26 protein-coding genes are annotated in these 22,458 nt (G+C 37.6%); 17 read left to right on the forward strand and 9 right to left on the reverse strand.

The genetic code is table 11. The annotated features are described in order from the left end of the window. The first annotated feature begins 21 nt into the window (after positions 1-21). Positions 22-1,611, forward strand: coding sequence for an HD-GYP domain-containing protein (locus SAR02S_RS00665; protein ID WP_041955956.1), 1,590 nt, complete (start codon positions 22-24; stop codon positions 1,609-1,611). Between the two features lie 60 nt (positions 1,612-1,671). Continuing rightward, entirely contained in the window at positions 1,672-1,995 is a 324-nt protein-coding gene (locus tag SAR02S_RS00670; RefSeq protein WP_041955958.1) for a hypothetical protein, read from the forward strand. 34 nt (positions 1,996-2,029) lie between these two features. Here the strand turns inward: SAR02S_RS00670 and SAR02S_RS00675 are convergent, their stop codons facing one another. Further along, positions 2,030-2,668 carry a class I SAM-dependent methyltransferase gene (locus SAR02S_RS00675; protein WP_041955960.1) on the reverse strand — a complete coding sequence of 213 codons (639 nt, stop codon included), beginning with the start codon at positions 2,666-2,668 and terminating at the stop codon, positions 2,030-2,032. A gap of 173 nt (positions 2,669-2,841) precedes the next feature. Here SAR02S_RS00675 and SAR02S_RS00680 point away from each other — a divergent pair, with 173 nt between their 5' ends. The 6 genes from SAR02S_RS00680 (at position 2,842) to SAR02S_RS00705 (ending at position 8,450) form a co-directional block, all read left to right on the forward strand. Further along, positions 2,842-4,005, forward strand: coding sequence for an ABC transporter substrate-binding protein (locus tag SAR02S_RS00680; RefSeq protein ID WP_041955962.1), 1,164 nt, complete (start codon positions 2,842-2,844; stop codon positions 4,003-4,005). Then, positions 3,995-5,608 carry a sensor histidine kinase gene (locus tag SAR02S_RS00685; protein ID WP_041955965.1) on the forward strand — a complete coding sequence of 538 codons (1,614 nt, stop codon included), beginning with the start codon at positions 3,995-3,997 and terminating at the stop codon, positions 5,606-5,608. The genes SAR02S_RS00680 and SAR02S_RS00685 overlap by 11 nt, the downstream gene beginning before the upstream one ends. Position 5,609: 1 nt before the next feature. Continuing rightward, positions 5,610-6,269, forward strand: a complete 660-nt coding sequence (locus SAR02S_RS00690; RefSeq protein WP_041955969.1) for a response regulator — start codon at positions 5,610-5,612, stop codon at positions 6,267-6,269. After that, a complete protein-coding gene (locus SAR02S_RS00695) occupies positions 6,270-6,788 on the forward strand; it encodes a peptidylprolyl isomerase (RefSeq protein ID WP_041955972.1) in 519 nt (172 codons plus the stop codon). Between the two features lie 46 nt (positions 6,789-6,834). Then, entirely contained in the window at positions 6,835-7,173 is a 339-nt protein-coding gene (locus tag SAR02S_RS00700) for a P-II family nitrogen regulator (RefSeq protein ID WP_041955974.1), read from the forward strand. 95 nt (positions 7,174-7,268) lie between these two features. Then, on the forward strand, positions 7,269-8,450 hold the full coding sequence (locus SAR02S_RS00705) for an ammonium transporter family protein (RefSeq protein WP_041955976.1): 1,182 nt from the start codon (positions 7,269-7,271) through the stop codon (positions 8,448-8,450). 73 nt (positions 8,451-8,523) lie between these two features. Here the strand turns inward: SAR02S_RS00705 and SAR02S_RS00710 are convergent, their stop codons facing one another. Further along, positions 8,524-9,192 (reverse strand): flavodoxin family protein, encoded by a 669-nt coding sequence (locus SAR02S_RS00710; RefSeq protein ID WP_041955978.1) that lies wholly within the window; start codon positions 9,190-9,192, stop codon positions 8,524-8,526. A gap of 96 nt (positions 9,193-9,288) precedes the next feature. Here SAR02S_RS00710 and SAR02S_RS00715 point away from each other — a divergent pair, with 96 nt between their 5' ends. Beyond that, entirely contained in the window at positions 9,289-9,651 is a 363-nt protein-coding gene (locus SAR02S_RS00715) for a winged helix-turn-helix transcriptional regulator (RefSeq protein ID WP_041955980.1), read from the forward strand. A gap of 52 nt (positions 9,652-9,703) precedes the next feature. Here SAR02S_RS00715 and SAR02S_RS00720 read toward each other — a convergent pair whose 3' ends face one another. Beyond that, on the reverse strand, positions 9,704-10,723 hold the full coding sequence (locus SAR02S_RS00720) for an aldo/keto reductase (RefSeq protein ID WP_041955982.1): 1,020 nt from the start codon (positions 10,721-10,723) through the stop codon (positions 9,704-9,706). 79 nt (positions 10,724-10,802) lie between these two features. Between SAR02S_RS00720 and pyrC the strand changes: the two genes are divergently transcribed. From pyrC to SAR02S_RS00740, 4 genes are read left to right on the forward strand one after another with little or no spacing between them, the layout of a single operon-like run. Then, positions 10,803-11,810: a dihydroorotase gene (gene pyrC, locus SAR02S_RS00725; protein WP_041955984.1), complete on the forward strand. Its 1,008-nt coding sequence runs from the start codon at positions 10,803-10,805 to the stop codon at positions 11,808-11,810. Beyond that, on the forward strand, positions 11,800-12,465 hold the full coding sequence (locus tag SAR02S_RS00730) for a response regulator transcription factor (protein ID WP_041955988.1): 666 nt from the start codon (positions 11,800-11,802) through the stop codon (positions 12,463-12,465). The genes pyrC and SAR02S_RS00730 overlap by 11 nt, the downstream gene beginning before the upstream one ends. Then, positions 12,455-13,300, forward strand: coding sequence for a sensor histidine kinase (locus tag SAR02S_RS00735; RefSeq protein ID WP_041955990.1), 846 nt, complete (start codon positions 12,455-12,457; stop codon positions 13,298-13,300). Before SAR02S_RS00730 ends, SAR02S_RS00735 begins: the two co-directional genes overlap by 11 nt. Positions 13,301-13,333: 33 nt before the next feature. Next, positions 13,334-14,482 (forward strand): PilZ domain-containing protein, encoded by a 1,149-nt coding sequence (locus tag SAR02S_RS00740; protein ID WP_041955993.1) that lies wholly within the window; start codon positions 13,334-13,336, stop codon positions 14,480-14,482. Positions 14,483-14,500: 18 nt separating this feature from the next. Here the strand turns inward: SAR02S_RS00740 and SAR02S_RS00745 are convergent, their stop codons facing one another. Genes SAR02S_RS00745 through SAR02S_RS00755 form a run of 3 tightly spaced genes read right to left on the reverse strand, consistent with a single transcriptional unit; the run spans position 14,501 to position 17,037 of the window. Further along, complete coding sequence (locus tag SAR02S_RS00745) at positions 14,501-15,466, reverse strand: amino acid ABC transporter permease (RefSeq protein WP_041955996.1); 966 nt, start codon at positions 15,464-15,466, stop codon at positions 14,501-14,503. Between the two features lie 3 nt (positions 15,467-15,469). Then, positions 15,470-16,270: a transporter substrate-binding domain-containing protein gene (locus tag SAR02S_RS00750; protein WP_041955998.1), complete on the reverse strand. Its 801-nt coding sequence runs from the start codon at positions 16,268-16,270 to the stop codon at positions 15,470-15,472. A gap of 26 nt (positions 16,271-16,296) precedes the next feature. Continuing rightward, a complete protein-coding gene (locus tag SAR02S_RS00755) occupies positions 16,297-17,037 on the reverse strand; it encodes an amino acid ABC transporter ATP-binding protein (RefSeq protein ID WP_269746262.1) in 741 nt (246 codons plus the stop codon). Positions 17,038-17,289: 252 nt separating this feature from the next. Between SAR02S_RS00755 and SAR02S_RS00760 the strand changes: the two genes are divergently transcribed. After that, positions 17,290-18,195 carry a DMT family transporter gene (locus tag SAR02S_RS00760; protein WP_052433492.1) on the forward strand — a complete coding sequence of 302 codons (906 nt, stop codon included), beginning with the start codon at positions 17,290-17,292 and terminating at the stop codon, positions 18,193-18,195. Here the strand turns inward: SAR02S_RS00760 and SAR02S_RS00765 are convergent. From SAR02S_RS00765 to SAR02S_RS00775, 3 genes are read right to left on the reverse strand one after another with little or no spacing between them, the layout of a single operon-like run. Beyond that, on the reverse strand, positions 18,192-18,998 hold the full coding sequence (locus SAR02S_RS00765) for a metal ABC transporter permease (protein ID WP_041956002.1): 807 nt from the start codon (positions 18,996-18,998) through the stop codon (positions 18,192-18,194). The genes SAR02S_RS00760 and SAR02S_RS00765 overlap by 4 nt on opposite strands. Then, positions 18,995-19,756 carry a metal ABC transporter ATP-binding protein gene (locus SAR02S_RS00770; RefSeq protein WP_041956004.1) on the reverse strand — a complete coding sequence of 254 codons (762 nt, stop codon included), beginning with the start codon at positions 19,754-19,756 and terminating at the stop codon, positions 18,995-18,997. Before SAR02S_RS00770 ends, SAR02S_RS00765 begins: the two co-directional genes overlap by 4 nt. A gap of 12 nt (positions 19,757-19,768) precedes the next feature. Next, positions 19,769-20,635, reverse strand: a complete 867-nt coding sequence (locus tag SAR02S_RS00775; RefSeq protein ID WP_041956006.1) for a metal ABC transporter solute-binding protein, Zn/Mn family — start codon at positions 20,633-20,635, stop codon at positions 19,769-19,771. Positions 20,636-20,751: 116 nt separating this feature from the next. Between SAR02S_RS00775 and SAR02S_RS00780 the strand changes: the two genes are divergently transcribed. The 3 genes from SAR02S_RS00780 to nfo are packed head-to-tail and all read left to right on the forward strand — an operon-like array spanning position 20,752 to position 22,454. After that, on the forward strand, positions 20,752-21,123 hold the full coding sequence (locus SAR02S_RS00780) for a Fur family transcriptional regulator (protein WP_041956008.1): 372 nt from the start codon (positions 20,752-20,754) through the stop codon (positions 21,121-21,123). Continuing rightward, on the forward strand, positions 21,120-21,602 hold the full coding sequence (locus SAR02S_RS00785) for a hypothetical protein (protein ID WP_041956010.1): 483 nt from the start codon (positions 21,120-21,122) through the stop codon (positions 21,600-21,602). The genes SAR02S_RS00780 and SAR02S_RS00785 overlap by 4 nt, the downstream gene beginning before the upstream one ends. A gap of 9 nt (positions 21,603-21,611) precedes the next feature. Beyond that, positions 21,612-22,454, forward strand: a complete 843-nt coding sequence (nfo, locus tag SAR02S_RS00790) for a deoxyribonuclease IV (protein WP_041956012.1) — start codon at positions 21,612-21,614, stop codon at positions 22,452-22,454. Positions 22,455-22,458: the final 4 nt, after the last annotated feature.

The raw sequence follows: 22,458 nt of genomic DNA on the forward strand, positions 1-22,458 counted from the left end.
TTCATTTAAGAAAGGATTGTTATGAATATTCGTACTAAAGTGAAATTGAGCTTTGTTGTGATTATTGCAATGTTGCTTTTTTTAGGCTTTATCAGTGCGATTATTACCTATCAAATCAAAGAAAATAGCAATTTTAGAGAGAGTATTTCTGCCATTCTTTTAATGCAAGAGGGAATGAATGATATTATTCTTGAAAGCACAAAAACGACTGAAGCTAAAAAATTAGAACAATTGCATACAGAGTTTATGACCTATGAAAAGCGTTTTGAAAGCCTTCGAGAAATGCTTTCTTCTCATAAAAAAGTTTATTTTTCCAACACAGTAATATTAAATATTGGCGAAGACAAAACGATCAAAACGTATCTTTACGCTCTTTATTCCAATGAGCATAGTTTAGAGCTCATGTATGATGCACTTTTTAAACTTGAGCTTGAAAAATTGGGATATGTTTCCGTATTTAATGCACTTTATCCACAAGAAAATAGCACGCGTGTTAAAATTCAAGAGCATATTTTAGCGAACAATCGTATAGATCAAATCAAAGCGCTCAGCGACCTTCGTTACTACAGCAAAGAGATGCTTTACCAACATGGCGATGAAGCTACATTGCACAAATGGCTTGTACCCATTGATAAACTTATTGATACAACGCAAAATGAAGTGAGGGATCTTCGAGAAGATCTGCTTCAGTATAAAGAGGTTGTTCGAGCCATTGCAGAAAAGGCAATGAAAATTGAAGAGACAAAACTGGTTGAAACGACAACGATTGATAAGGCTTCTGAAGTTTTAGATGATAACAAAAAAGTCAGTATTGCCTTAGAAGAGACCATTTCAGAATTATCCAGTGGATTTATCGATCAGATGCGCTTCATTCAAATATCTGTTGGGTTTGTTACGATTATTTTTATTATCTTCCTTGCTCTCAAAGTTTCTCGCAATGTATCTTTAACGATGGATGAGGTTGAGGCAAAAATAGAAGAGGGTTTACAAGAGGTCAATACACTTAATCGTGAGATTGAAGACACACAGAAAGAGGTACTTTTTACCATGGGCTCCATTGGTGAGACACGGTCTAAAGAGACGGGGAATCATGTCAAGCGGGTGGCAGAATACACTAAAATATTGGCTTTATATTATGGATTGGATGAAGAAGAGGCTGAGATGCTCAAACTGGCTTCTCCAATGCACGATATAGGTAAAATTGGCATACCCGACAGTGTTTTAAATAAGCCTGGAAGATTTGATGAAGAGGAGCGTAAAATCATGGATACGCATGCAATGCTAGGCTATGAGATGCTTAAACATTCGCAAAGACAGCTTTTAAAAATGGCAGCCATTGTTGCCAAAGAGCATCACGAAAGATACGATGGTAAGGGCTATCCTGATAAAAAAAGTGGCGAGGATATTCATATTTATGGTCGTATTACAGCCTTAGCAGACGTTTTTGATGCCCTTGGTAGTGCGAGAGTTTATAAACCTGCATGGGATGATGAAAAGATCTTTGCGTTGTTTAGAGAAGAGAGAGGAAAGCAGTTTGATCCAAAACTGGTTGATATCTTCTTTGAACATCTTGATATTTTTTTACAGGTACGAGAAGCACTGAAAGATTAAATTCACAAACACTTCACGATTTTGCGTTAGGATTTCTTTATAAAGGCAAAGGAGTCCCAAATGAAAATCGTAAAAACACTATTAATCTCAGCTGTGTTAGTCTTCAGTGGCATCACAAACGCTCATGCAATGGGTGATAGAGAAAAGGGTGCTCTTCTTGGTGCAGGCGCAGTTGTATTATTAGGTGGTTTGATTAACGCATCGCAACAACCAACACGTTATGTTGAAAGTCCTGTATATTATGAACCTAGACCAACCGTTGTGTATAGAGAACCCGTTTATGTGCAAGAGAGAGTCATCTATGTTGACCCAGCTCCTAGATATTATTACCCACCACGTCATCATCGTGATTATGATGATAGGTACTACCGCTCTTATAGATAATTGTTAAAAGTTCAGGAGGTTGCGACACCCATCGCTACCTCTTTTTCAATACTACTATGCGTTTCCCATCGGTTTTTACAACATCCAACCCACATTGATTTGCTAATACTTCGAGTGTTTTAGGCGTATAAAACGTAATATGTGTAGGATCTCTTCGGTACCACCATGTTAAAAAATGGGCTTGATCATTTTGATGAAAAAGCGTCATAATAGCAAAGATCCCTTGAGGTCGGAGGTGTTTTGCTAAAAGAAGAAGCGTTGCTAATGGGTCATCCAAATGCTCAAAGACTTCTGTTGAGGTGATAAAATCATAAGTCTGATTTTCAAAACATTTGATAGGTTGGTAAAACTTATCATAACAATCAACCTGAACACCTCTTTTTTGAAGCAATTGGCTAAGTATCGGGGTTGGACCTGATCCAAAATCAAGCGATTTATCTTTACATGTAAGATCATTCCAAAAATAGTCCAAAAAATTCTCAAACATCTGTACATAACCTTCATTTTCCAGAGAATTTTGGTGATTATTGTAAAGACTATTTTCTTTTTCTAAAGAGAGACAATAGGTAGTGTCAAGACTTATACAGTCGCAGTTTTGACAGTAGTGGTACTGCTTTTGAAGTTGTGGATCGTCAAACATTTTTGTATCACAATCGCAAATTATACATTTCATTTTTTAATTCTCTTTCATTTTGTGCTTAAAACATTATTTAAGTAAATATTTTTTTACTAATTAAGCATTTTTATAAAAAATAATTGATATTATAGCGGCAAAACATAATAGACTTCTTTCATTCATCTATGTTTAAACTATAGCGTTTAAAGTCTAAGGAAAGTTCAATCAAAATGCGTAAATTCATGGGAGTTCTCTTTTTCATTACTCTTCTGCTTTTGCCTTATTACATTTCCAATACAAAATTTGAAGGGAACGTGATTCGACTGGGGATGAGTGGACCTTTTAGCGGAGGGCTCACTAGTGTAGGAAATCAGTTTCTACAAGGCGCAGAAGTGTATCTCAAAAATTTAAATGATGCCGGTGGCGTACATGGACGTAAAATTGAAATTATCTCTAACGATGATCGCTATGAGCCTAAAATTGCAGTAGAAAATGTTTATAATCTTATTGACAAAGAGAAAGTCTTCGCTCTTTTTGGCATCATTGGCACACCCGTGACGGAAGCAGTTTTTCCTATTGCTATTGACAAACGTATTCCTTTTATAGGTGCGTACTCAGGTGCAGAGTTCTTGCGCAATCCCCCCAATCCCATTGTTTTAAATGCACGAGCGGGTGATTTGGATGAGATTGAAAAACTTATAGAATATTACAGTGAAGATCTTAAGTATAAACGGTTTGCTCTTTTTTATCAGAACGATAGCTATGGAACAACAGGGCTAAAGGGTGTAAAAAATGCCCTCGCCAAACGTAATTTAGTGCTTGTAGGCGAAGGCAGTTATAAAAGAAACACGCTTTCTGTTGGTAATGCACTGTATGAAATTGAGCTAAGTAATCCAGAGGTTATTTTGATGATAGGTTCGACAACCCCTGTTGCAGAGTTTATCAAACGCGTTCGTAAAAGTCATAAGATACGTAAAGAGGTTCATTTTGGGCTTTTTTCATTTATCGAACCTAAACCACTCATTAATTTATTAGATGGTAATGGTAAAGGTATTACGTTTGCACAAGTGGTTCCTTCTCCTTGGACGTCAGAGGTTGACGAGGTTGAAACATATCGTATTTTGATGCGGAAATATTATCCCAAAGAAGAGCTCAGTCATGTCTCTTTGGAAGGTTATTTTGCGGCACGTATGATTGCCGAGGTTTTTAAAAGTCTTGGAAGAGACTTTACCAAAGAAGAATTTATCAAGGCTTTAGGAACATTTTCAAAGACATTGGATGAAAATGTCATTTCCAAAAATAGAGATGAACGCTGTAAGTGTTTGCATCGTGTACATTTAAGTGAATATGTGGAAGATGACTTCTATTCGGTAGGACGAAACGATGAGCACTAGTCCTTTCCATGATTTTATGAGTAGCATCGATGAGATGACTATAGCGAAAAAGACAACGCTTCTTTTTTTAATTATGGTTGTTGGAATGTTCTTTATCGGTAGTTTCGCCCATATGAGCATCAATCGCATTAAAAATAATTTTGATATTTTATACACTAAGCGTATGCTTCCAACGATTCGCCTTGAAAATCTCAAAGATATTTATACGGTCAATATTTTAGACACGATCCGTGATATAGAAAAAGGCTCAATCAGTGCGAGTGAGGGTAAAGTCGTTATAGCCCTTGCGCAAGATCTCATCAAAATTGAATTACAAGAATATAAAAATAGTTTGGCGATTGATGAGAGTGATTGGTTGATAAAGTTAGCACGTTCATGGGGTGTTATGACACAGACTCGCCAGTCATTTTTTCAAACGAAAGAAGATGATATTTTAATATCCAAAATTGAACAAAAGATTCACACAATTGATGGCATTTTGCTCAAAATGTTTAGTTATTTTGAAACCAGACAAGCTCCTAGGGCAATTGATACCCTCCAAAATGAGCTCTATCCAAGTGTTTATTCGATCAATATTGATCTTACGGGACTTATTAACCTCAATCTTGATAGTGCAAAAGAGAGATATGCCCGTACGGAAAAAGTTTATGACAATACCTTTGAATGGATTGTGGTGGCAACAATTGGAACGATAGCTTTTGCCGCATTATTGGCGATTGTACTTCTTCAAAATATTCGTTTGCTTCATGCACGACTTGCCAAAATGGTTGATGCTAAAACCTATGAACTACAGCAACTGAACCGTAATCTTGAACTCAAAGTGCAATATGAAGTGGAGCAGAGTCGCCAAAAAGATCAGATCATGTTTCGTCAATCAAGGCTTGCTTCTATGGGGGAGATGATTGGCAATATTGCTCATCAATGGAGGCAACCGCTTAATGCGATTGTGCTGATTATCCAAAGTTTTCAAATGAAGCGTATAGCAGGGTTGGAACTAAGCGATGCGTTTATCGATAAACAGGTAAATGAGGGTATCGAATTGGCATCATTGATGTCCAATACCATTGATGATTTTCGTAATTTTTTTAAACCAAACCATCGTGAAGAGCTTTTTAGTGTTAAAGAGACAGTACTTTACAGTCATAAATTAGTACAAGAGTATTATGCAAAATCAGGCATTGAGATTTTTTTAAATTGTACCAATGATGTGCAAATTAGTGGCTATCCCAATGAATTTTCACAAGTGATTATGAACCTTTTCTCCAATGCCAAAGATGCACTTGAAGAGAGTAGTGTAGAAGAGAAATTCATTGAGGTGGTCATTACTAAAGAGGCAAATAATGCGGTGATTAGTGTTATAGACAATGGCGGTGGGATAAGTGATGAGGTGCAAGATAGGATGTTTGAGCCCTATTTTACAACCAAACACAAAGCCTCAGGCACAGGCATAGGGTTGTATATGTCAAAGCAAATTATTGAAAAACAGATGAGAGGTACCATTAGTGGTACGAATCTTACCTATACATTTCAAAATGGCAAGCGCTATGAACAATGTGCAATCATAACTATTTTAGTACCACTTGAAAAAAAGGAGGAAAAATAACATGGATTTTAACGGGTTAAAAGACTGTGTCGTTTTATACGTAGAAGATGAAAAATCAGTACAGATGCAAACGCAATTGATCTTAAAAGATTTTGTCAAAGAGGTTTATCTTGCATCTAATGGCGAAGAGGGGCTTAAAATTGCACTTGAAAAAGATATCGATATTATTGTAACCGATATTGTTATGCCTGTGATGAATGGTATCGAGATGCTCAAAAAGCTGAAAAAAGAGCATAATCGTGATATACCTGCCATTATCACAACGGCTTTTACAGAGACAGAGTATCTTATGGAGGCCATTACCCTTAAAGTAGATGGTTTTATTATGAAGCCGATTAATGTCAAAGATTTAATTAGCAATATTTACAGTGTGATGCTTCCAAAGTTGCATAATAAAGAGATACAAGGATGTTCTTTTATTATCGAAGGTCTTGCGGCACTCATTGGGGGTAAAAAGATTGAGATTTTAAAATACATCATCAACCATTTGGATGAAAATAAAATATTTAACGGATCTTACCAAGATATTATTGATAACATTGGTGTGAGCAAACCAACGGTGGTGCATATGTTCCAACAACTTATCAAAGTAGGTATTTTAGAGAAAGTTAAAAATAAAATGTATCGTTTCCGCAATACAAAACTCGTTGGAGATCAGTAAATGAAAAAAGTGGTTTTAGTTTTACTTTTGGGTGTTTGGAGTGCTCTTGTCGCAAGTGAAGTGGTTTTTGAAACAACGCAAGGAACCATCGTTTTTGCACTTAAACCTGAAGTTGCACCCAAAGCATGTGAGAATTTCGAAGGTTTAGTCAAAAAAGGGTATTACAATGGTATTTCTTTTCACCGAATTATTAAAGGTTTTATGATTCAAGGTGGAGACCCAACGGGTACGGGCCGTGGAGGGCAGTCAATTTACGGGCAACCGTTTGAAGATGAGTTTAAACCCAATGTCATGTTTAACAAACCTGGTATTTTAGCAATGGCTAATGCGGGGCGTAATACCAATGGAAGTCAATTTTTTATTACGACTGTTCCTACGCCACATCTCAATGGTAGACATACTATTTTTGGTGAAGTGGTTGAGGGAATGGATGTTGTGAAAAAGCTTGAAAATATTGTAACTGATGGTAGAGACATGCCAATGCAACCACAAAAAATTATCAAAGCGTATTTAAAATAATTTAAGGTAAAATAGCCCAATTTTGAAATAATAGAGGAGAGAACCCATGAAAAAGATCGAAGCGATTATTAAACCTTTTAAACTTGAAGAGGTCAAAGATGCTCTTGCTAGTATTGAAATAACAGGTATGACTGTACATGAAGTTAAAGGGTATGGCAGACAACAAGGACACTCTGAACTTTATAGAGGTGCTGAGTATGTGGTTGACTTTTTGCCAAAAATCAAACTTGACATCGTTGTTGCTGATGAAAATGTAGACAAAGTGATTGCAACGATTTCTGAAGCTGCAAAGACCGGTAAAATAGGCGATGGAAAGATTTTTGTGAGTGATGTTCAAAGAGTTATTCGTATTAGAACGGGTGAACAAAACGAAGATGCTATCTAAACTTTAAGCTTTGTGATTAAATTTTAATCACAAAGCTTTTCTTCTTTTTTGTACAATTATCCGTTACACTTTATTTTACTCAAAGGGCACATGTAATGGATTTATCTCACATTCAATATATTATTGACACCTTCTTCCTACTTTTTGCTTCTGTTCTAATTATTTTGATGGTTCCAGGCTTTGCCATGCTTGAAGCAGGGCTTGTTCGTAGCAAAAACGTCTCTGCTGTTCTCACAGGCAATGTTATGCTCTACGCTATCACCTCTTTTATCTTTTTATTATGGGGCTATAACGTTATGTTTGGAGGAGCTGGTTTTTTCCTCGAAGGCGTTGTAACGGAAGGGTATAGTCCTTATGCCTATTTTTTCTTTCAAATGGCATTTGTCAGTAAAACCGTTTCTATTATGAGTGGTGGTGTGAGTGAGCGTATTCGCATTATTCCTTTTATGATTTTTGCCGTCTTAATGAGCGGATTTATTTATCCAACGGTGGGTAATGCCATTTGGGGTGGAGGATTTTTAAAAGAGGTGCATGACCTAGCGGGCTGTACAGTTATACATTCCGTTGGTGGTTGGGCACTTTTAGCAGGTATCTTAGTTTTGGGTGCAAGACGAGGCAGATATAGTAAAGAGGGGCATGTAAGAGCAATCCCTGCTTCTAACATTCCTTTGGTGACGCTTGGTGCGATGTTATTATGGATTGGTTGGTTCGGCTTTAACGGGGGTAGTGCTTTTCACATTTCAAGTGTTGAAAATGCAGACCTCGTAGGCTTAATCATCGTCAATACCAATACAGCGGGACTTGCAGGTGCCATTATTGCAGCCTTTATTGTCTATTTTCAGTATAAAAAACTTGATATTACCATGATCTTAAACGGGGCACTTGGCGGACTGGTTGCAATTACGGCAAGTGCTGATGTTGTTGGCCTTTGGGAACCGATTGTCATTGGTGCTGTTGGTGGGGCATTGGTCGTTTTCGCGATTCCTCTTTTTGATAAATTCAAAATAGATGATCCTGTGGGAGCTCTTTCTGTTCACTTGGTCAATGGTATTTGGGGAACGATTGCGGTAGCGCTTTTTGCAGATTTTTCACTGCTGACACAACTTAAAGGCATTGCTTTAACAGGGCTTTTCACATTTCCTATTTCGTATGTTGCGTTTGTTATCATCAAAAAAGTTATTGGGCTTAGAAGTGATGAAGAGCACGAATATGTGGGGCTTGATCTTGAAGAGTGTGGCTTGGAAGCTTACCCTGAATTTGTTAAATCAAAAGTTTAAACTTTTTAGATGTAAGAAATTTTCTTACATCTAAAATCTCACAAGGAGTTACATCTTAAGATTAATTCCTTTCTTAGTGATTGACCATCTCCACTAATTTTTTACCCATAGCAAATGCCTTTTCGCAATCTAATGGAAATTGTCGTTCTTTTATTTCTGCTTTTACTTTTTCATCAAATATATTGCAATCATATTTCGCATAATCAGTATACTGATAGGTATCATAAGAATATAATGTTTCACAATACCCAAAAAGCCTATTCAAAGCGTTTCCGTTTGCATTAAGTATCGTAGGGTAATCTATCTCTTTCATTAAAAACTCTGGGCAGTTCATTGTATAAATGATTCCCGTTGGGACTATTTTGTCATGAAAGCGTATTCGTTCTTTGGTCTCAGGATTGATCATGTATGTATCAACTGGGAACATGAAACGTTCCATGAAAGCTCTCATTTGAGCAGTTGGGTAGTCATAATAGACGGGTGTTCCAAGAATGATGACATCTGCTTTTTGAGCTTTTTTTAATATAGGTTTTAATTCATCTTTGTGTGCGCATAGACCATTGGTTTTACTGCCTTTTATTTTACATGCAAAGCAACTAAGACACCCTTGAAATGTATAATCATAAAGATTGATTATTTCAACATCTGCTCCTGCTGAAATAGCTCCTTCTAGTGCTTTATTCAAAAGTTTTGCTGTATTAAAATTTTTCCTTGGACTACCATTTACCAATAATACATTCATTGTATTTTCCTTTTTATTTTAAGATATAATTATAAATCAAAAGGAAATAAAAATATAGTACGCAGTTTTTTCTGCCCTACTTTTTTGGAGAAATATATGGCACACATTAAAAAATCTACAACAGAATTACTAGATCTTGAGCAAGTATGTCCTATTTTATATGCATTAGACATTATTGGGCAAAAATGGAAGATACCAATTATGTGGCATCTTGCAGAAGATGGTACATTACGCTATAACCAAATGAAAAGAGCAGTACGTGGTATAACAAATATTATGTTGACTAAGTCACTTCAAGAATTAGAAGTGTACCAATTAGTATGTCGTAAACAATACGATACTGTTCCACCAAAAGTCGAATATTCATTAACAGAACGAGGTTTGACTCTCTTACCTGTCCTCAAATCTTTGGATATTTGGGGTAAGGAGCAAATTGAATATGCACGGATGTGTAAATAATAAAAGCCCTAAAACCTTGATTTTAAGGCTTTTATTAAAAGTAGGTTTTAATTCATCCCATCGGGTATAAAATCTCTTTTTGAACTTTCTCACATTCGTTTAAAATCTCAGGTGTTAGTTTAATTTCTAAAGCTTTAAAGCTCTCTTCTAACTGTGTGGCATAACGCGCCCCAATGATAGTTGAAGCCACAAAATCAAAGTGCATACTCCACGCAACGGCGAGCGTTACGGGGCGCATGCCGTATTTTTTCGCAATTTCCATGTATTTTGCTGTTGCCGTGACTGTTTTATCATTGACAAAGCGTTTATACATTGCTTTTTGTCTAGGTTCTCCTGCATGAAGATACTCACCAAAACGACTCTTAGGGTCAATAAAGGCTTGATTATACTTACCACTAAGAACTCCTCCTCCAATGGGTGAGTAAGGCAACATTGAAACGTTTTCTTTTCTGCATACATTGGCGAGCTCGTCTAAAAACCGAGGATTAAGCAATGAAAAATTGTTTTGGATCGACTCAAAACGGGAGAGTTTTTCATACTGAGAAATGGTGTTTGATTTGGTGAGTCCATAAGCAGTATCGTTAGAGGTACCAATGTAACGCACTTTTCCTGATTTTACAAGTTCATCAAGGGCGCGCATCGACTCTTCTTTGGGGACGACTTCATCGGGCCAATGCACTTGGTAAAGGTCGATGTAGTCCGTTTTGAGACGTTTCAAACTTCCCTCAACCGCTTTTTGAATATGAAAACGATCAATCGCTGTGTAGCCATGACGAATGGGCGGCACAAACCAGCCATTGGCAGCACCTGCAATTTTGGTTGCAAGTATGATGCTCTCACGTGGTTTAGAGGAGAGCCACTCACTGATGATCTCTTCAGTGACACCCGCATAACTCTCTTTGGGAGGAACGGGGTAAAGTTCTGCGGTATCAAAAAAATTAATGCCACGATCATACGCAGTATCGAGGATTTTAAACGATTCTGCTTTGTCACTCCAACTGCCAAAACTCATGGTACCCATACAAATAGGGGTAACTCTTAGTCCACTTTTCCCAATGTAACGATATTCCATCTCTCTTGCCTTCTTTGTTTTTGGAAGTATAACATTTTGGTGATGCTTTGATATAATTAAAACCAAAAAGGCATTGGTAATGACCTACACTCTGATTTCTCCTTTAGATATGCACTTACATTTACGTGATGAAGCGATGCTTAAAGTGGTGGCACCCCTGAGTGCGCATAGTTTTGCGGGTGGTATCATTATGCCAAATATTCTTCCTCCCATTACGACCATTGAAGCGGTTATTGCCTATAAAGAGCGTATTATAAATGCTATTGGCAATAATGTATTTGAGCCATTGATGACGCTTTTTTTTCGTTCGGATTATACACGTGAATTTTTAGAAAAAGCAGCTTTACATGTAAAGGCGTTGAAGCTCTACCCATCAGGTATTACAACCAACTCGGAGGGTGGCGTGGCAAGTATGGACATTGAGACACTTCGCCCTGTTTTGGAGGCTATGAGTGATCTGGGGCTAGTTTTATGTGTACATGGCGAAACCAATGGTTTTGTGATGGATAGAGAAAAAGAGTTTGGCTCTATTTATGAAAGTCTCGCTTCGGCATTTCCAAAGCTGAAAATTGTGATGGAACACATTACGACCAAAGAGAGTGTGGCACTTTTGGATAAGTATGAAAACCTTTATGCTACGGTTACATTGCATCATCTTTTGATAACTTTGGATGATGTTGCCGGTGGTATGCTTCAACCACATCTTTTTTGTAAGCCAATCGCCAAGCGTTATGAAGACCGCGATGCCCTTTTACATGTAAGTCTTAAAGCCCATCCCAAAGTGATGTTTGGGAGTGATTCTGCTCCACATCCAATTCATAAAAAAGAGTGTTGCGGTTGTGCGGCGGGTGTTTTCACTGCACCGATTGCGTTGCAAGTTTTAGTAGAGTTATTTGACAAACATAACGCATTAGCAAATCTACAAGCGTTTGTAAGTAACAATGCACAAACAATTTATAATTATAAAGCCCTGTATAAAGAGGTTTGCTTAGAGAAGAGTCCATTCCAAGTAACACACAGTTATGGTGACGTTGTCCCTATATTTGCTAACGAGACACTCGCTTGGAGCATTAAACATGTCGTATAAAATTCTTATTTTAGAAGATAACACACTGCTTCTTCAAACACTGGAGGATTTTTTAGGTGGACATGGGTATGAATGTACCTTAGTAAAAAGTGGGAAAGCCGCACTTAAACAGTGTTATGAACATAAATTTGATCTCTACTTACTGGATGTAAAAGTACCTGACATGAGCGGCTTTGACTTCTTAAAAGAGCTTCGTGCCTCTGGAGATTATACCCCCGCTATTTTTGTGACATCATTGAACGACCAAGAGAGTCTTACCAAAGGCTTTATGTTAGGGGGAGATGATTACATTAAAAAACCGTTTGATTTAGATGAAATGCTTCTTCGTATCAAAGCGATTTTAGCGCGCTCTAAAGGAATTGTGGATGATTGGCTGGTTATTGATGAAGCCTACAAACTCAACCTTGCACGTAAACGGCTTTTTGCTCATCATCAAGAGTTAGACCTTAATCTCAAAGATTTTGAATTGCTCTATTTGTTAGTGAAAGAGCGAGGACATGTGGTCACGAAAGAGATGATCCATGAAAGGCTTTGGAGTAGCAGTGAAGAGATTAATGAAGGTTCCATAAGAGTTTATATCAATAATCTTAAAAAGATTTTTGGGAAAGAGAGCATTTTAAATATACGAGGAATTGGGTACCGCTTTGAGAAGTAGCGATAGAATCTTTTTTATTCGCTCTATCATTGCATTTAGTATAGCGGTTTGTTTACTGGTAACTTTTGGTGTTATGATGTGGGAATGGGTTGATGAGAAACTATGGTTTTTTGTCTCGCTTCTGATTCTTTCATCGATTGTCGGTTATGTCATTGTTTCCTATACTCTCTCTTCTTTGTTTAAAACCAACCGTTTCTTAGATATTCTGCTCAAAGACACACTTCATGAGCTTAATATTCCGCTTTCTGTCATTAATGCCAATCTTCAAATGCTTCAAGCCGAGGAGCATGATGAGAAAAAATTTAAACGTTTAGGACGCATTGAATTAGCGAGCAAAGATCTTTATGCACTCTATAAAGAGGTGGATTATTACATCAAAAAAGAGATTCAAGAAGATGTTCGCGAGAAATTTTACCTGGATGAGTTGATAGAAAGTGTCATTGTAAAACAAAAAGAGATGGCAGATGGCGTTGAAATCAACTATAACGTTTTACATGTAGAGCTTTTTTCGGATAAACACGGGTTTGCCAAAGTCATTTCAAACCTCGTGCATAATGCCCTCAAATACAACCAAAATCATCATGAAATCTGCATTTTTCAAGAAGCAGAGAATCTTATTATCAAAGATTCGGGTGTTGGGATGAGCGAAGCTGAGCTTTTTCTTGCATTTGATCGCTACTATCAAGCGGATACAAGTAAAGAAGGGTATGGTATAGGGCTGAGCTTAGTGAAGGCTTATTGCGATGAGTTTAAAATTTCTATGCGCATTAATTCTCAAAAAAATGTCGGTACAGAAGTCATCTTAGATATTTCACACCTCCTGAATAAAAAATGATATAATCAATAAAATCACCACCTGGACACTATGATGGAAACGGAAGTTATTTCTCAAAGTGAGAAAGAGAATTTTTTAGTCACTTCTATACTTTTTATAAAAGAGTTTGAGAATACATTTGTAGAGTATTTTACCTGCTTATGTGAAAGTTATGACAAAGCAATGAGTAAAGAAGAGTCAAAAGAGATAGCTTTTGCACTTTACCATGGACTTTTTAAGTCTGATACTGACATCTCAGCGCTTAAGGATGATGTTTTTATACGTATGCGTCAAAATGGTATTATGATTGGTTTTCTCATCACTCGAAGTATGTTTTATCTTGTAGAAAATTATATTTCCTTTGCCCATAAACATAACATTACCTCTCAAATTGAACTTTTGGTTGGATGTATAGGTCAGTTTATAAATATTATAGAAAATGAGACGCCTAGAGTGTGCAGCGCTACAGTCGCTTTTGATGTCAGATTTAGTGATGATGTTATGTTCTCTCCCATCAACAATATTATTGAAGTGTTTCATCAAATGAAGGAGGAGAATCAAGCGATTGTTTTTCTCAATCTATACAAGGGTGTGCCTATCAGCTCGGAGGCTAGTATTGTAAAAATTGAGGGTGAAAATGTGACATTTTACATCGATAAATTGCAAGAAATTGCTATGAAGCTAGATGGTAAAGCCTTTATTGTCAAAAATAATTACTTCAATAAGCATCTTAAAGCGGACATTGTGGATTGTAATTTTCAAACAAATACCGTCGTTCTCACCAATTTTATTTATCTGCTCAATATGCCAGCACTTCAAAGAGAGTTTATTCGGGTACATCCTGATATCGTGTCAAAAGTATTTTTGCATCAATTTGGCAACATTCAAACAAGTGGACGATTATTTGATATCTCTTTGAATGGTTTGGGTGTTGTGAGTAGTGAAAATAATGGCATTTTTGTTGGGGCGAAGGTTCTTGTTGGGTTTGAGCTTAACAGCGCTTCTGTGTCCACCCAAAGCGATCGAAAGATTGAAGTGCAAGGTGAAGTGATGAATGTGATTGAGTATAAAGACTCATACCGCTACTGTATGCGTATTTTCCCCGATCAAGAGATGAGTGGAAAGATATTTCAGTATATTTCAAAGCGAGAAGATGAAATTTTAGAAGAGCTAAATAACGAATTGAATGAGTATGTACTGTAATGGTATGTAAGCTCTAGCTTACATACCACCTTGTTTTTTCATTTTCATTTCAATTTTATGTCCGAGTATTGAGAGCAAAAAGGTAATTGCAAAATAGACGGCTGCGATAATAAGCCATGTTTCAAAAGGTGAAAAGGTATTTGCAACGATCTCGCGACCTACTTTGGTTAGATCGGTAATAGAAATAACAGAGACCAATGAAGAGTCTTTCACGAGTGCAATCATCTCTCCTACCAGTGTTGGAAGTGCACGCTTAAGTGCTTGAGGCATAATGATATAAATCATTGTCTGCGTATAGTTCATACCCAAAGATTTTGCCGCTTCATACTGGCCTTTATCGATGGATTGAATAGCTCCACGTAAAACTTCGGCTATATAAGCTCCAAAGAAGAGTCCAAGCGAGATAGCACCTGCAAGAAAACGTTCAAGTTCAAATATCGTAGCAATAATAAAATAAAAAATAAAAATTTGAACCAGAAGAGGCGTTCCTCTGATAATAGCAATGTAAACAGTCGCTATATCTTTTAAAAATTGGTAACTGGAAATACGCATAAACGCAAGTAAAGAGCCAATAGAAAAGGCTAAAATTGCGGCAAGTCCCGAGATCTCAAGTGTAACGATTAAGCCCTCAAGTAAGGGGCCAATTTGCATTGATGTTTTTTTAGCAATAGTGTCATTTTCATAAACACTGTCGCCATCTTTGACACTCAGTGAGTAGCTTTTATCAATGGCAATTTCTTTACTATCTTCACGCCCTTGAATAATAAGGGCAGATCCTCGAATTTGAATTGTACCATCCAAAGATGCAGGAATGGTCTCAACTTTTTCATATGCAAAATATTTTGGAACACTAGTCCACTTCCAAATGTAGTTCATATTGGATGCAGCCATAAAGAGTAAGTATCCAAATGCAACATAAAAAGCAACGGCCACTACGTGACCGAATGCTTTATTGTGCAAAAGAGTTTGTTTTCCTTTTGCCACTGCTTACATTACCTTTTTTTGCCAAGCGGTATCTGCAAACCATCTGTCATAGATTTTTTTGTAAGTACCATCATTTTTTGCTTGATTTAGGAAGTTGTTAAGCCAGTTAAGGAAATCTGGATCACCTTTACGAATAGCAAAGCCAAGAGGTTCATACGTCAATTCTTCACTTAAGTGAACAAGTTTGTCTGCACCTTTTTCAGCAAAGAAAATAGCGTTGTATGGTTTGTCATAAACAAGACCGTCTGCATTGCCATTAAGAACTTCTTGTGCTGCGTCAGCTTCTGTTTCAAAGGTTCTGATTTTAGCTTTTTTAAACATTTTACGTGTTGCAATTTCACCGGTTACACCAATCTTCGTAACGATAGTGTATTCTGGTTTATCCAAATCACTCCATTTTTTACCTGCATGTTTTTTAGGGGCAAGAATAGTTTGACCAACACTGATGTATGGGTCTGCGAAGTTGATTTTGAGGTTTCTCTCTTGAGTGATAGTCATACCAGACATAATGATGTCATATTTACCTGTTAAAAGACCTGCGATAATACCATCCCATGCAGTTGGAACCAGTTGGAGTTTAACACCCATCGCTTTTGCCATTTCATTTGCCATATCAACATCAAATCCGATGATATTACCTTGTTTGTCTTTCATCTCAAAAGGCATATAACCTGGCTCTAGTCCAACGGTTAGAACACCTTTTTGAACGATACTGTTGAGGGTTGATTTTTGCCATAGGTTGATATCATCAGCCATAGCATTAATGCCAAGCATTACAAGTAATGCAGCTAAAAGTTTCTTCATTGCTACTCTCCTTAAGGGTTTAGTTTTTAATGTGTTAATATCTCTTGTAAAAATTTCTGCGCACGTTCTGTTTTTGGATTGGCAAAGAAAGCTTCCGGTGTAGCTTCTTCAATAATGACGCCCTCATCCATAAAAACGATGCGATCGCAAACTTCTTTGGCAAAACCCATTTCATGGGTCACACAAACGATGGTAAAGTTTTCGTGTGCAAGTTCGCGCATAACATCTAAAACGCCACCAATCATTTCAGGATCAAGGGCAGATGTTGGTTCATCAAATAAAATAATTTTTGGCTTCATTGCAAGTGTTCTTGCTATGGCAACACGTTGTTTTTGACCACCACTGAGTTCATTTGGATAGCCTTCTGCTTTATGTACCAAACCTACACGTTCTAAAAGTTTAAGGGCTGCTTCATTGGCATCGTGTTTGCTGATACCTTTGACTTTACGTTGAGCGATGGTAATATTCTCTAAGATAGTTAAGTGGGGGAAAAGATTGAAGTGTTGAAAAACCATTCCTGTTTCAGCACGGACTTGGTTAATATTGGTTTTTTTAGTGTATAGATCAAAACCGTCAATGACAATTTCGCCAGTGTCGATCTCTTCTAGTTTGTTGATACAGCGAATGAGCGTTGATTTGCCGCTACCACTTGGTCCACAAATCACAACAATTTCACCCTCTGTAACGGAAAAATTTATATTTTTAAGAACATGAAAATCGCCATAATACTTATTAACATTTTCCATGTGAACAATAGCTTGACTCATTCAAACCTTTCTTTCATTATATCGCGTAAACCATAATTGTAGCAGTAGAATATAAAAGTAAGATAAAGGGATTGGTACAAATGTCACGGGTAAAAAGCCTCCATTTTCATGAGAGGGAGGCTTTCGTGTGATTAGTGGTAAAAGAACTTAAAAAAAGCCATCTTTATTTGGATATTTTTTGAGCTGGTTACTCTGTATTTTCCTATTTCATTGTGATACAATGCCTCTTCTATCAAAGTAATGAGGTGTGTAGTGATCAGTCATAAATTAAGAGAATTAGGTGCAGATTTTTTACTGCTTATGGTAGCTGTTGCGTGGGGAAGTACCTTTTTTGTGGTACAAGCTGCAGTTAACGAAACACCCGTCTATACCTTTTTATTTTGGCGATTTTTTCTCGCAGGTGCTTTAATGGTAATGATCTCCTTTAAACAGCTTCGTTATCTTAATCTTGCGGTTTTAAAAGCAGGATCTCTTTTGGGCCTTTTTATGTTTTTAGGATATGCGTTTCAAACGTTTGCGCTCACTTATACCTACTCATCTACGGTTGGTTTTATTACAGGCTTAAGCGTGATTGTCGTTCCTTTTGCTACCTATCTTATCTTTAAACAAAAAGCATCAATGTTTTCAACCCTAGGCGCAATCGTTGCTTCTGCTGGACTTTACTTTTTAACACTCAATAACACGTTAGGTTTTTCGTTAGGGGAATTCTATGCATTTATCTGTGCAATGATGTTTGCATTGCATATTGTCTTTACAGGCCATCTTTCACGTCAACACAATATTTATCTCTTGGTGAGCATTCAATTTCTAACGGTGGGTTTTTGTTCTTTTATTGGAGGGTTTGTGATGGAAGGCTCTATCATCCCTCCACGAACAGATATGTTGTTTATGAATGCTATAGCCATTACGGTTATCTTTGCAACGATTTTTGCCTTTTGGGTACAAACAGCCATGCAGCGTTTTACCACGGCGGCAAAAACAGCGATTATCTTTACCATGGAGCCTGTCAGTGCTGGAATTTTTGGCTATTTCTTCGCCAATGAACTCTTAACCTTTCCACAAATCTGTGGTGCAGTGATGATTTTAGGCGGTATGCTCATCGCGGAACTGGGTTCATACTTTATGGAGCAATACCGCAGACGAAAAAATGCTGTTTAGGCTTTGAAGTACCTGCTATAGAGAAGTTGGAGAAAAAAGGTTGTTGTTGCCACTAAAATAATGGAAGCCCCACCGCTAAGATTGAAACTGTAAGAGAGATAGAGTCCAACGGTGCAAAAAAGGGCTGAAAGAAAAGATGAAACAACCATCATTCCTCCAACAGAATTGGTAAACTTTTCTGCAATGTAAGGTGGAATCGTAAGCAACGCAATTACCAAGATAAGCCCCACCGCACGAATGATAATCACAACACCAAGGGCTATGATCAAGACCAATGCAAAATAGAGCAGGGTAACGTTGATACCTCGAAGTTTTGCAAACTGAGCATCAAAACTCATAGCCAAAAGCTGTTTGTAAAAGATAATTGCAAAGGTCAATACTACAATGAGTACGAATCCCATTGCGTAAAGATCTTCAGGTGTTACGGATAAAATCGCACCAAAAAGATAACTCATTAAATCGACATTGTATCCCGGCGTAAGATCGGTCATGATGATGCCAAGCGCCATACCAAATGCCCATAAAACACCAATAAGTGCATCAAGACGTGCATTGTTGTGGTGGGTAATATAGGCGATAATAGCCCCTAAGAAAAGTGAGAACAAAGATGCACCAAGCATAGGAGCAATGCCAAAATAAAGCGCTAACCCAATGCCGCCGTATGAGCCATGTGCAATACCGCCTGCAATAAAGACCATGCGATTAATAACGGTCAATGTCCCAATGACACCACAAATAATGCTTACTAAAAGAGAAGCTAAAAGTGCATTTTGCATAAAATCAAAGTTAAGGATATCTATCATACGAGCTCTTTATGGGTGTGGTTGCAACGGGTTGCGCTGATAAGCTCAACAGGGCAAACATGTTCATTTTGATTTTCAAAGACTTTGAAATTTTGAGTTTTGGGTACATCATGGACGTAGAGCGTTTTGTTGACATGGACAACTTTGGTGGCGTAATTAAGGGCAACATTGATGTCGTGACTGATGATGACGATGCCCACCGTTTCGTTGAGCGATTTAAGCAGTTTAAACATATCGATTTGCCCTGCGGTGTCGATGCTTGCTGTTGGTTCATCTAAAAACATAATTTTTGCTTCGCAAGCGAGGGCACGTGCAATGAAAACACGTTGGCGTTGACCGCCTGAGAGGGTGTTGATTTTTTGGTTTTCAAACCCTTTCATTCCCACTCTCTCTAACATGTTCAAAGCGATGGTTTTATCTTCTTTTGAGTAAGTCGCAAAGGCTTTGGATTTGGAGAGTCTGCCCATAAGAACAACGTCCATCACCTTAATGGGGAAGTCTTTATTGGCGATGGTGTCTTGAGGAACATAGGCAATTTCATGGCTTACATGTAAAGGATTTTCACCAAAAAGAAGTACTTCGCCACGTTCAGGCTCAAGCAAGCCTATCATCATTTTAAGCAGGGTACTTTTACCGCCACCGTTGGGTCCAATAATGGCTAGAAATTCATTTTTGTTGTACTGGAGGTTAATGTCCTCCAGTACGGTAGCGCCATCATAACTAAAATAGAGGTGATTGATTTGAATATCGTTTTGCATAAAGCGATTATATCATTTTAGTTCTGATTGAAAGGTTTTGGCAATGCTTAAAAGATTTTCATTCCATGCATACGCTAAAGGGTCAATTGGTAAGACTTTTCCGTTGATTTGCTTCGCAATACTGACGGCACTTTTTTGTGAAAATTGTGGAGCAACAAAAACGACTTTAGCATTTTCCTCTTTGGCTTCTTTAATGATAGTGGCTAATTCACTTGGTTTTGGCTCTTTCCCACTCACTTCAATGGCGATTTGCTCCAAGTTATAACGTTGTGCAAAGTAACCAAAAGAAGGATGGAACACGATAAATTTACGACTTTTTACTTCAGCAAGTGTGGTTTGAATAGAGGCATCTAGTGCGTCTAATGAGGCAATAAATGTTTCATAATTTTTTGTGAATTCACTTCTTTGTGTTGGATACAGAATGACAAGTGCATCGTAAATATTTTTAGCTTGTGTTTTAACCAAAATAGGGTCGAGCCAGACATGAGGATCAAGAGATTCGTCTTCATGGTCATGGTGAGCATCTTTTTTTTCACCTTCATGATGGTGTTCTGCCATTGCTATTTTTTCGATCCCTTTAATGGTATCGACCATTACCATTTTAGGATTGCTACTTTTAAATTTAGGAAGCCATGCTTTTTCAAAACCATCGTCAATGCTAAAGTAAGCATCAGAACTTGCAAGTTCTTTCATCTGAGCAGGTTTTGGCTCGTAGGTATGTTGGTTAGCACCTGGGGCTACCATGACGTTTACATGTAAAAAATCTTTAGCAATCTGTTCGACAAAATATTTTTGGGGAAGAATGCTCACCGTTACGGTTGGAGCGGCACTTAAAAGTGAACCAAAGAGGAAGGTAAAAAAGAGTAAAAGAGATTTCACGGATTATCCTTTTGCGACTAAGTTGCATAATTTTGCTGCAATCTTAATCAAATGCAACTTAGTTGTGACTTAATACAATTTTCGATAACATTCACTATCAATTAATGAGGGAAACTATGAGCGAACAGATCAAAACATTGTTTGAAGAACATGACATCAAGTTTACAACCGCACGTTCCTCCATCTTAGAAGTGCTTAAAGAGGCGCATCATCCCATGAACTATGAACAGATTAAAGAGAAGATGAGTATTGCAATGGATAAAGCAACGTTTTACCGCAACATCGCCAAGTTTGAAGAATCGGGGATGGTGCATAAGTTTGAAGCCGATGATCGCAAGTGGTATTTTGAACTCTCTAGCACCACCCACGCCCATTTTATTTGTGAGCATTGCCATAAAATTACCTGTATGGAAGTTGATTTAGGCAAAGTCGAGGGCGAGGTTAAAAGCATTGTATTAAAGGGCACATGTAAGGAGTGTCACATATGAAAATAGTTTTACATGTAAGCTTTTTGATGCTACTTTTTTTGAGTGGTTGTGCCACAAAGCAGGAGATTACCTCTTCCGAAACGTATGTGATTACGATTAAAAATAAGCAGATGGCACTTTCAGATACGGGCTTTATCAATCAAGGCAAGGACTATACCAATGTGCAAATTTTCTCAGCGGGCAGTGTGCTTTTCAACCTCGAAATGATGGGAAACAACATCTGTTTGGATGGGAGATGTATGGATAAACTTGCCTTTAATCAGCAGTTCTTTCAAGAAGAGCATTATGCCAAATTGATGCAAGAGATCATTGCAAAACAACCCATCTATGAAGGGAAAAATTTGCATCAAACCAGTAATGGTTTTGATCAAGAGTTGGAGCTTCCCAATAGCCATCTTATTTATAAAGTTGAAGGATCAAACTTAACTTTTAGAGATACGAAAAATGGCATTTTAATGCGATTAAAACAATTACCATAAAGGAAGAATATGAAATTTGTTGGAGCGCATGTCAGTGCGAGTGGCGGGGTTTTTAATGCTCCGATTAATGCCACAAAAATTGGAGCAAAAGCTTTTGCACTTTTTACGAAAAATCAGCGCCAATGGGAAGGAAAATCTCTGACTCAAGGAGAAATAGATCGCTTTAAAGCCGAGTTAGAGAAAGCGGAGATTTTACCCAAACATGTTTTACCCCATGACAGCTATCTTATTAATCTTGGTCATCCTGAGCTTGAAGCGCGCGAAAAATCATTGAATGCCTTTTTAGATGAGGTACAACGTTGTGAAGCTTTAGGGCTTGATAAGCTCAATTTCCACCCTGGTAGCCATTTAAAACAGATAGGCGAAGAGGCCTGTTTGGAGCTCATTAGTTCATCAATGAACGAAGTGTTACGCCAAACAAATGGTGTCACACTTGTTGTTGAGAACACAGCAGGTCAAGGAAGCAATATGGGTTACAAAATGGAACACTTAGGCTACCTTATGGATAATTCCATCGATAAAGAGCGTGTAGGGGTTTGCATCGATACCTGCCATCTGTTTACCTCAGGTTACGATATTAGGAGTGAAGATGCCTATAGGCAAACGATGGAAAAATTTGCTACAATCGTCGGATTTAAGTATCTTAAAGGAATGCATCTTAATGATTCTAAGCCTGATTTGGGTGCTCGCGTCGATAGACATGATTCTATCGGCAAGGGAAAATTAGGAGTAGAACCATTTAGATTTATCATGAATGATAAACGTATGGATGACATCCCTTTAGTGCTTGAAACCATCGATGATTCAATATGGGCAGAAGAAATTGCGCTGCTTTATAGTCTTATCAACTAAAAAA

Source organism: Sulfurospirillum arsenophilum NBRC 109478, from assembly GCF_000813345.1.
Classification (GTDB): Bacteria; Campylobacterota; Campylobacteria; order Campylobacterales; family Sulfurospirillaceae; genus Sulfurospirillum; species Sulfurospirillum arsenophilum.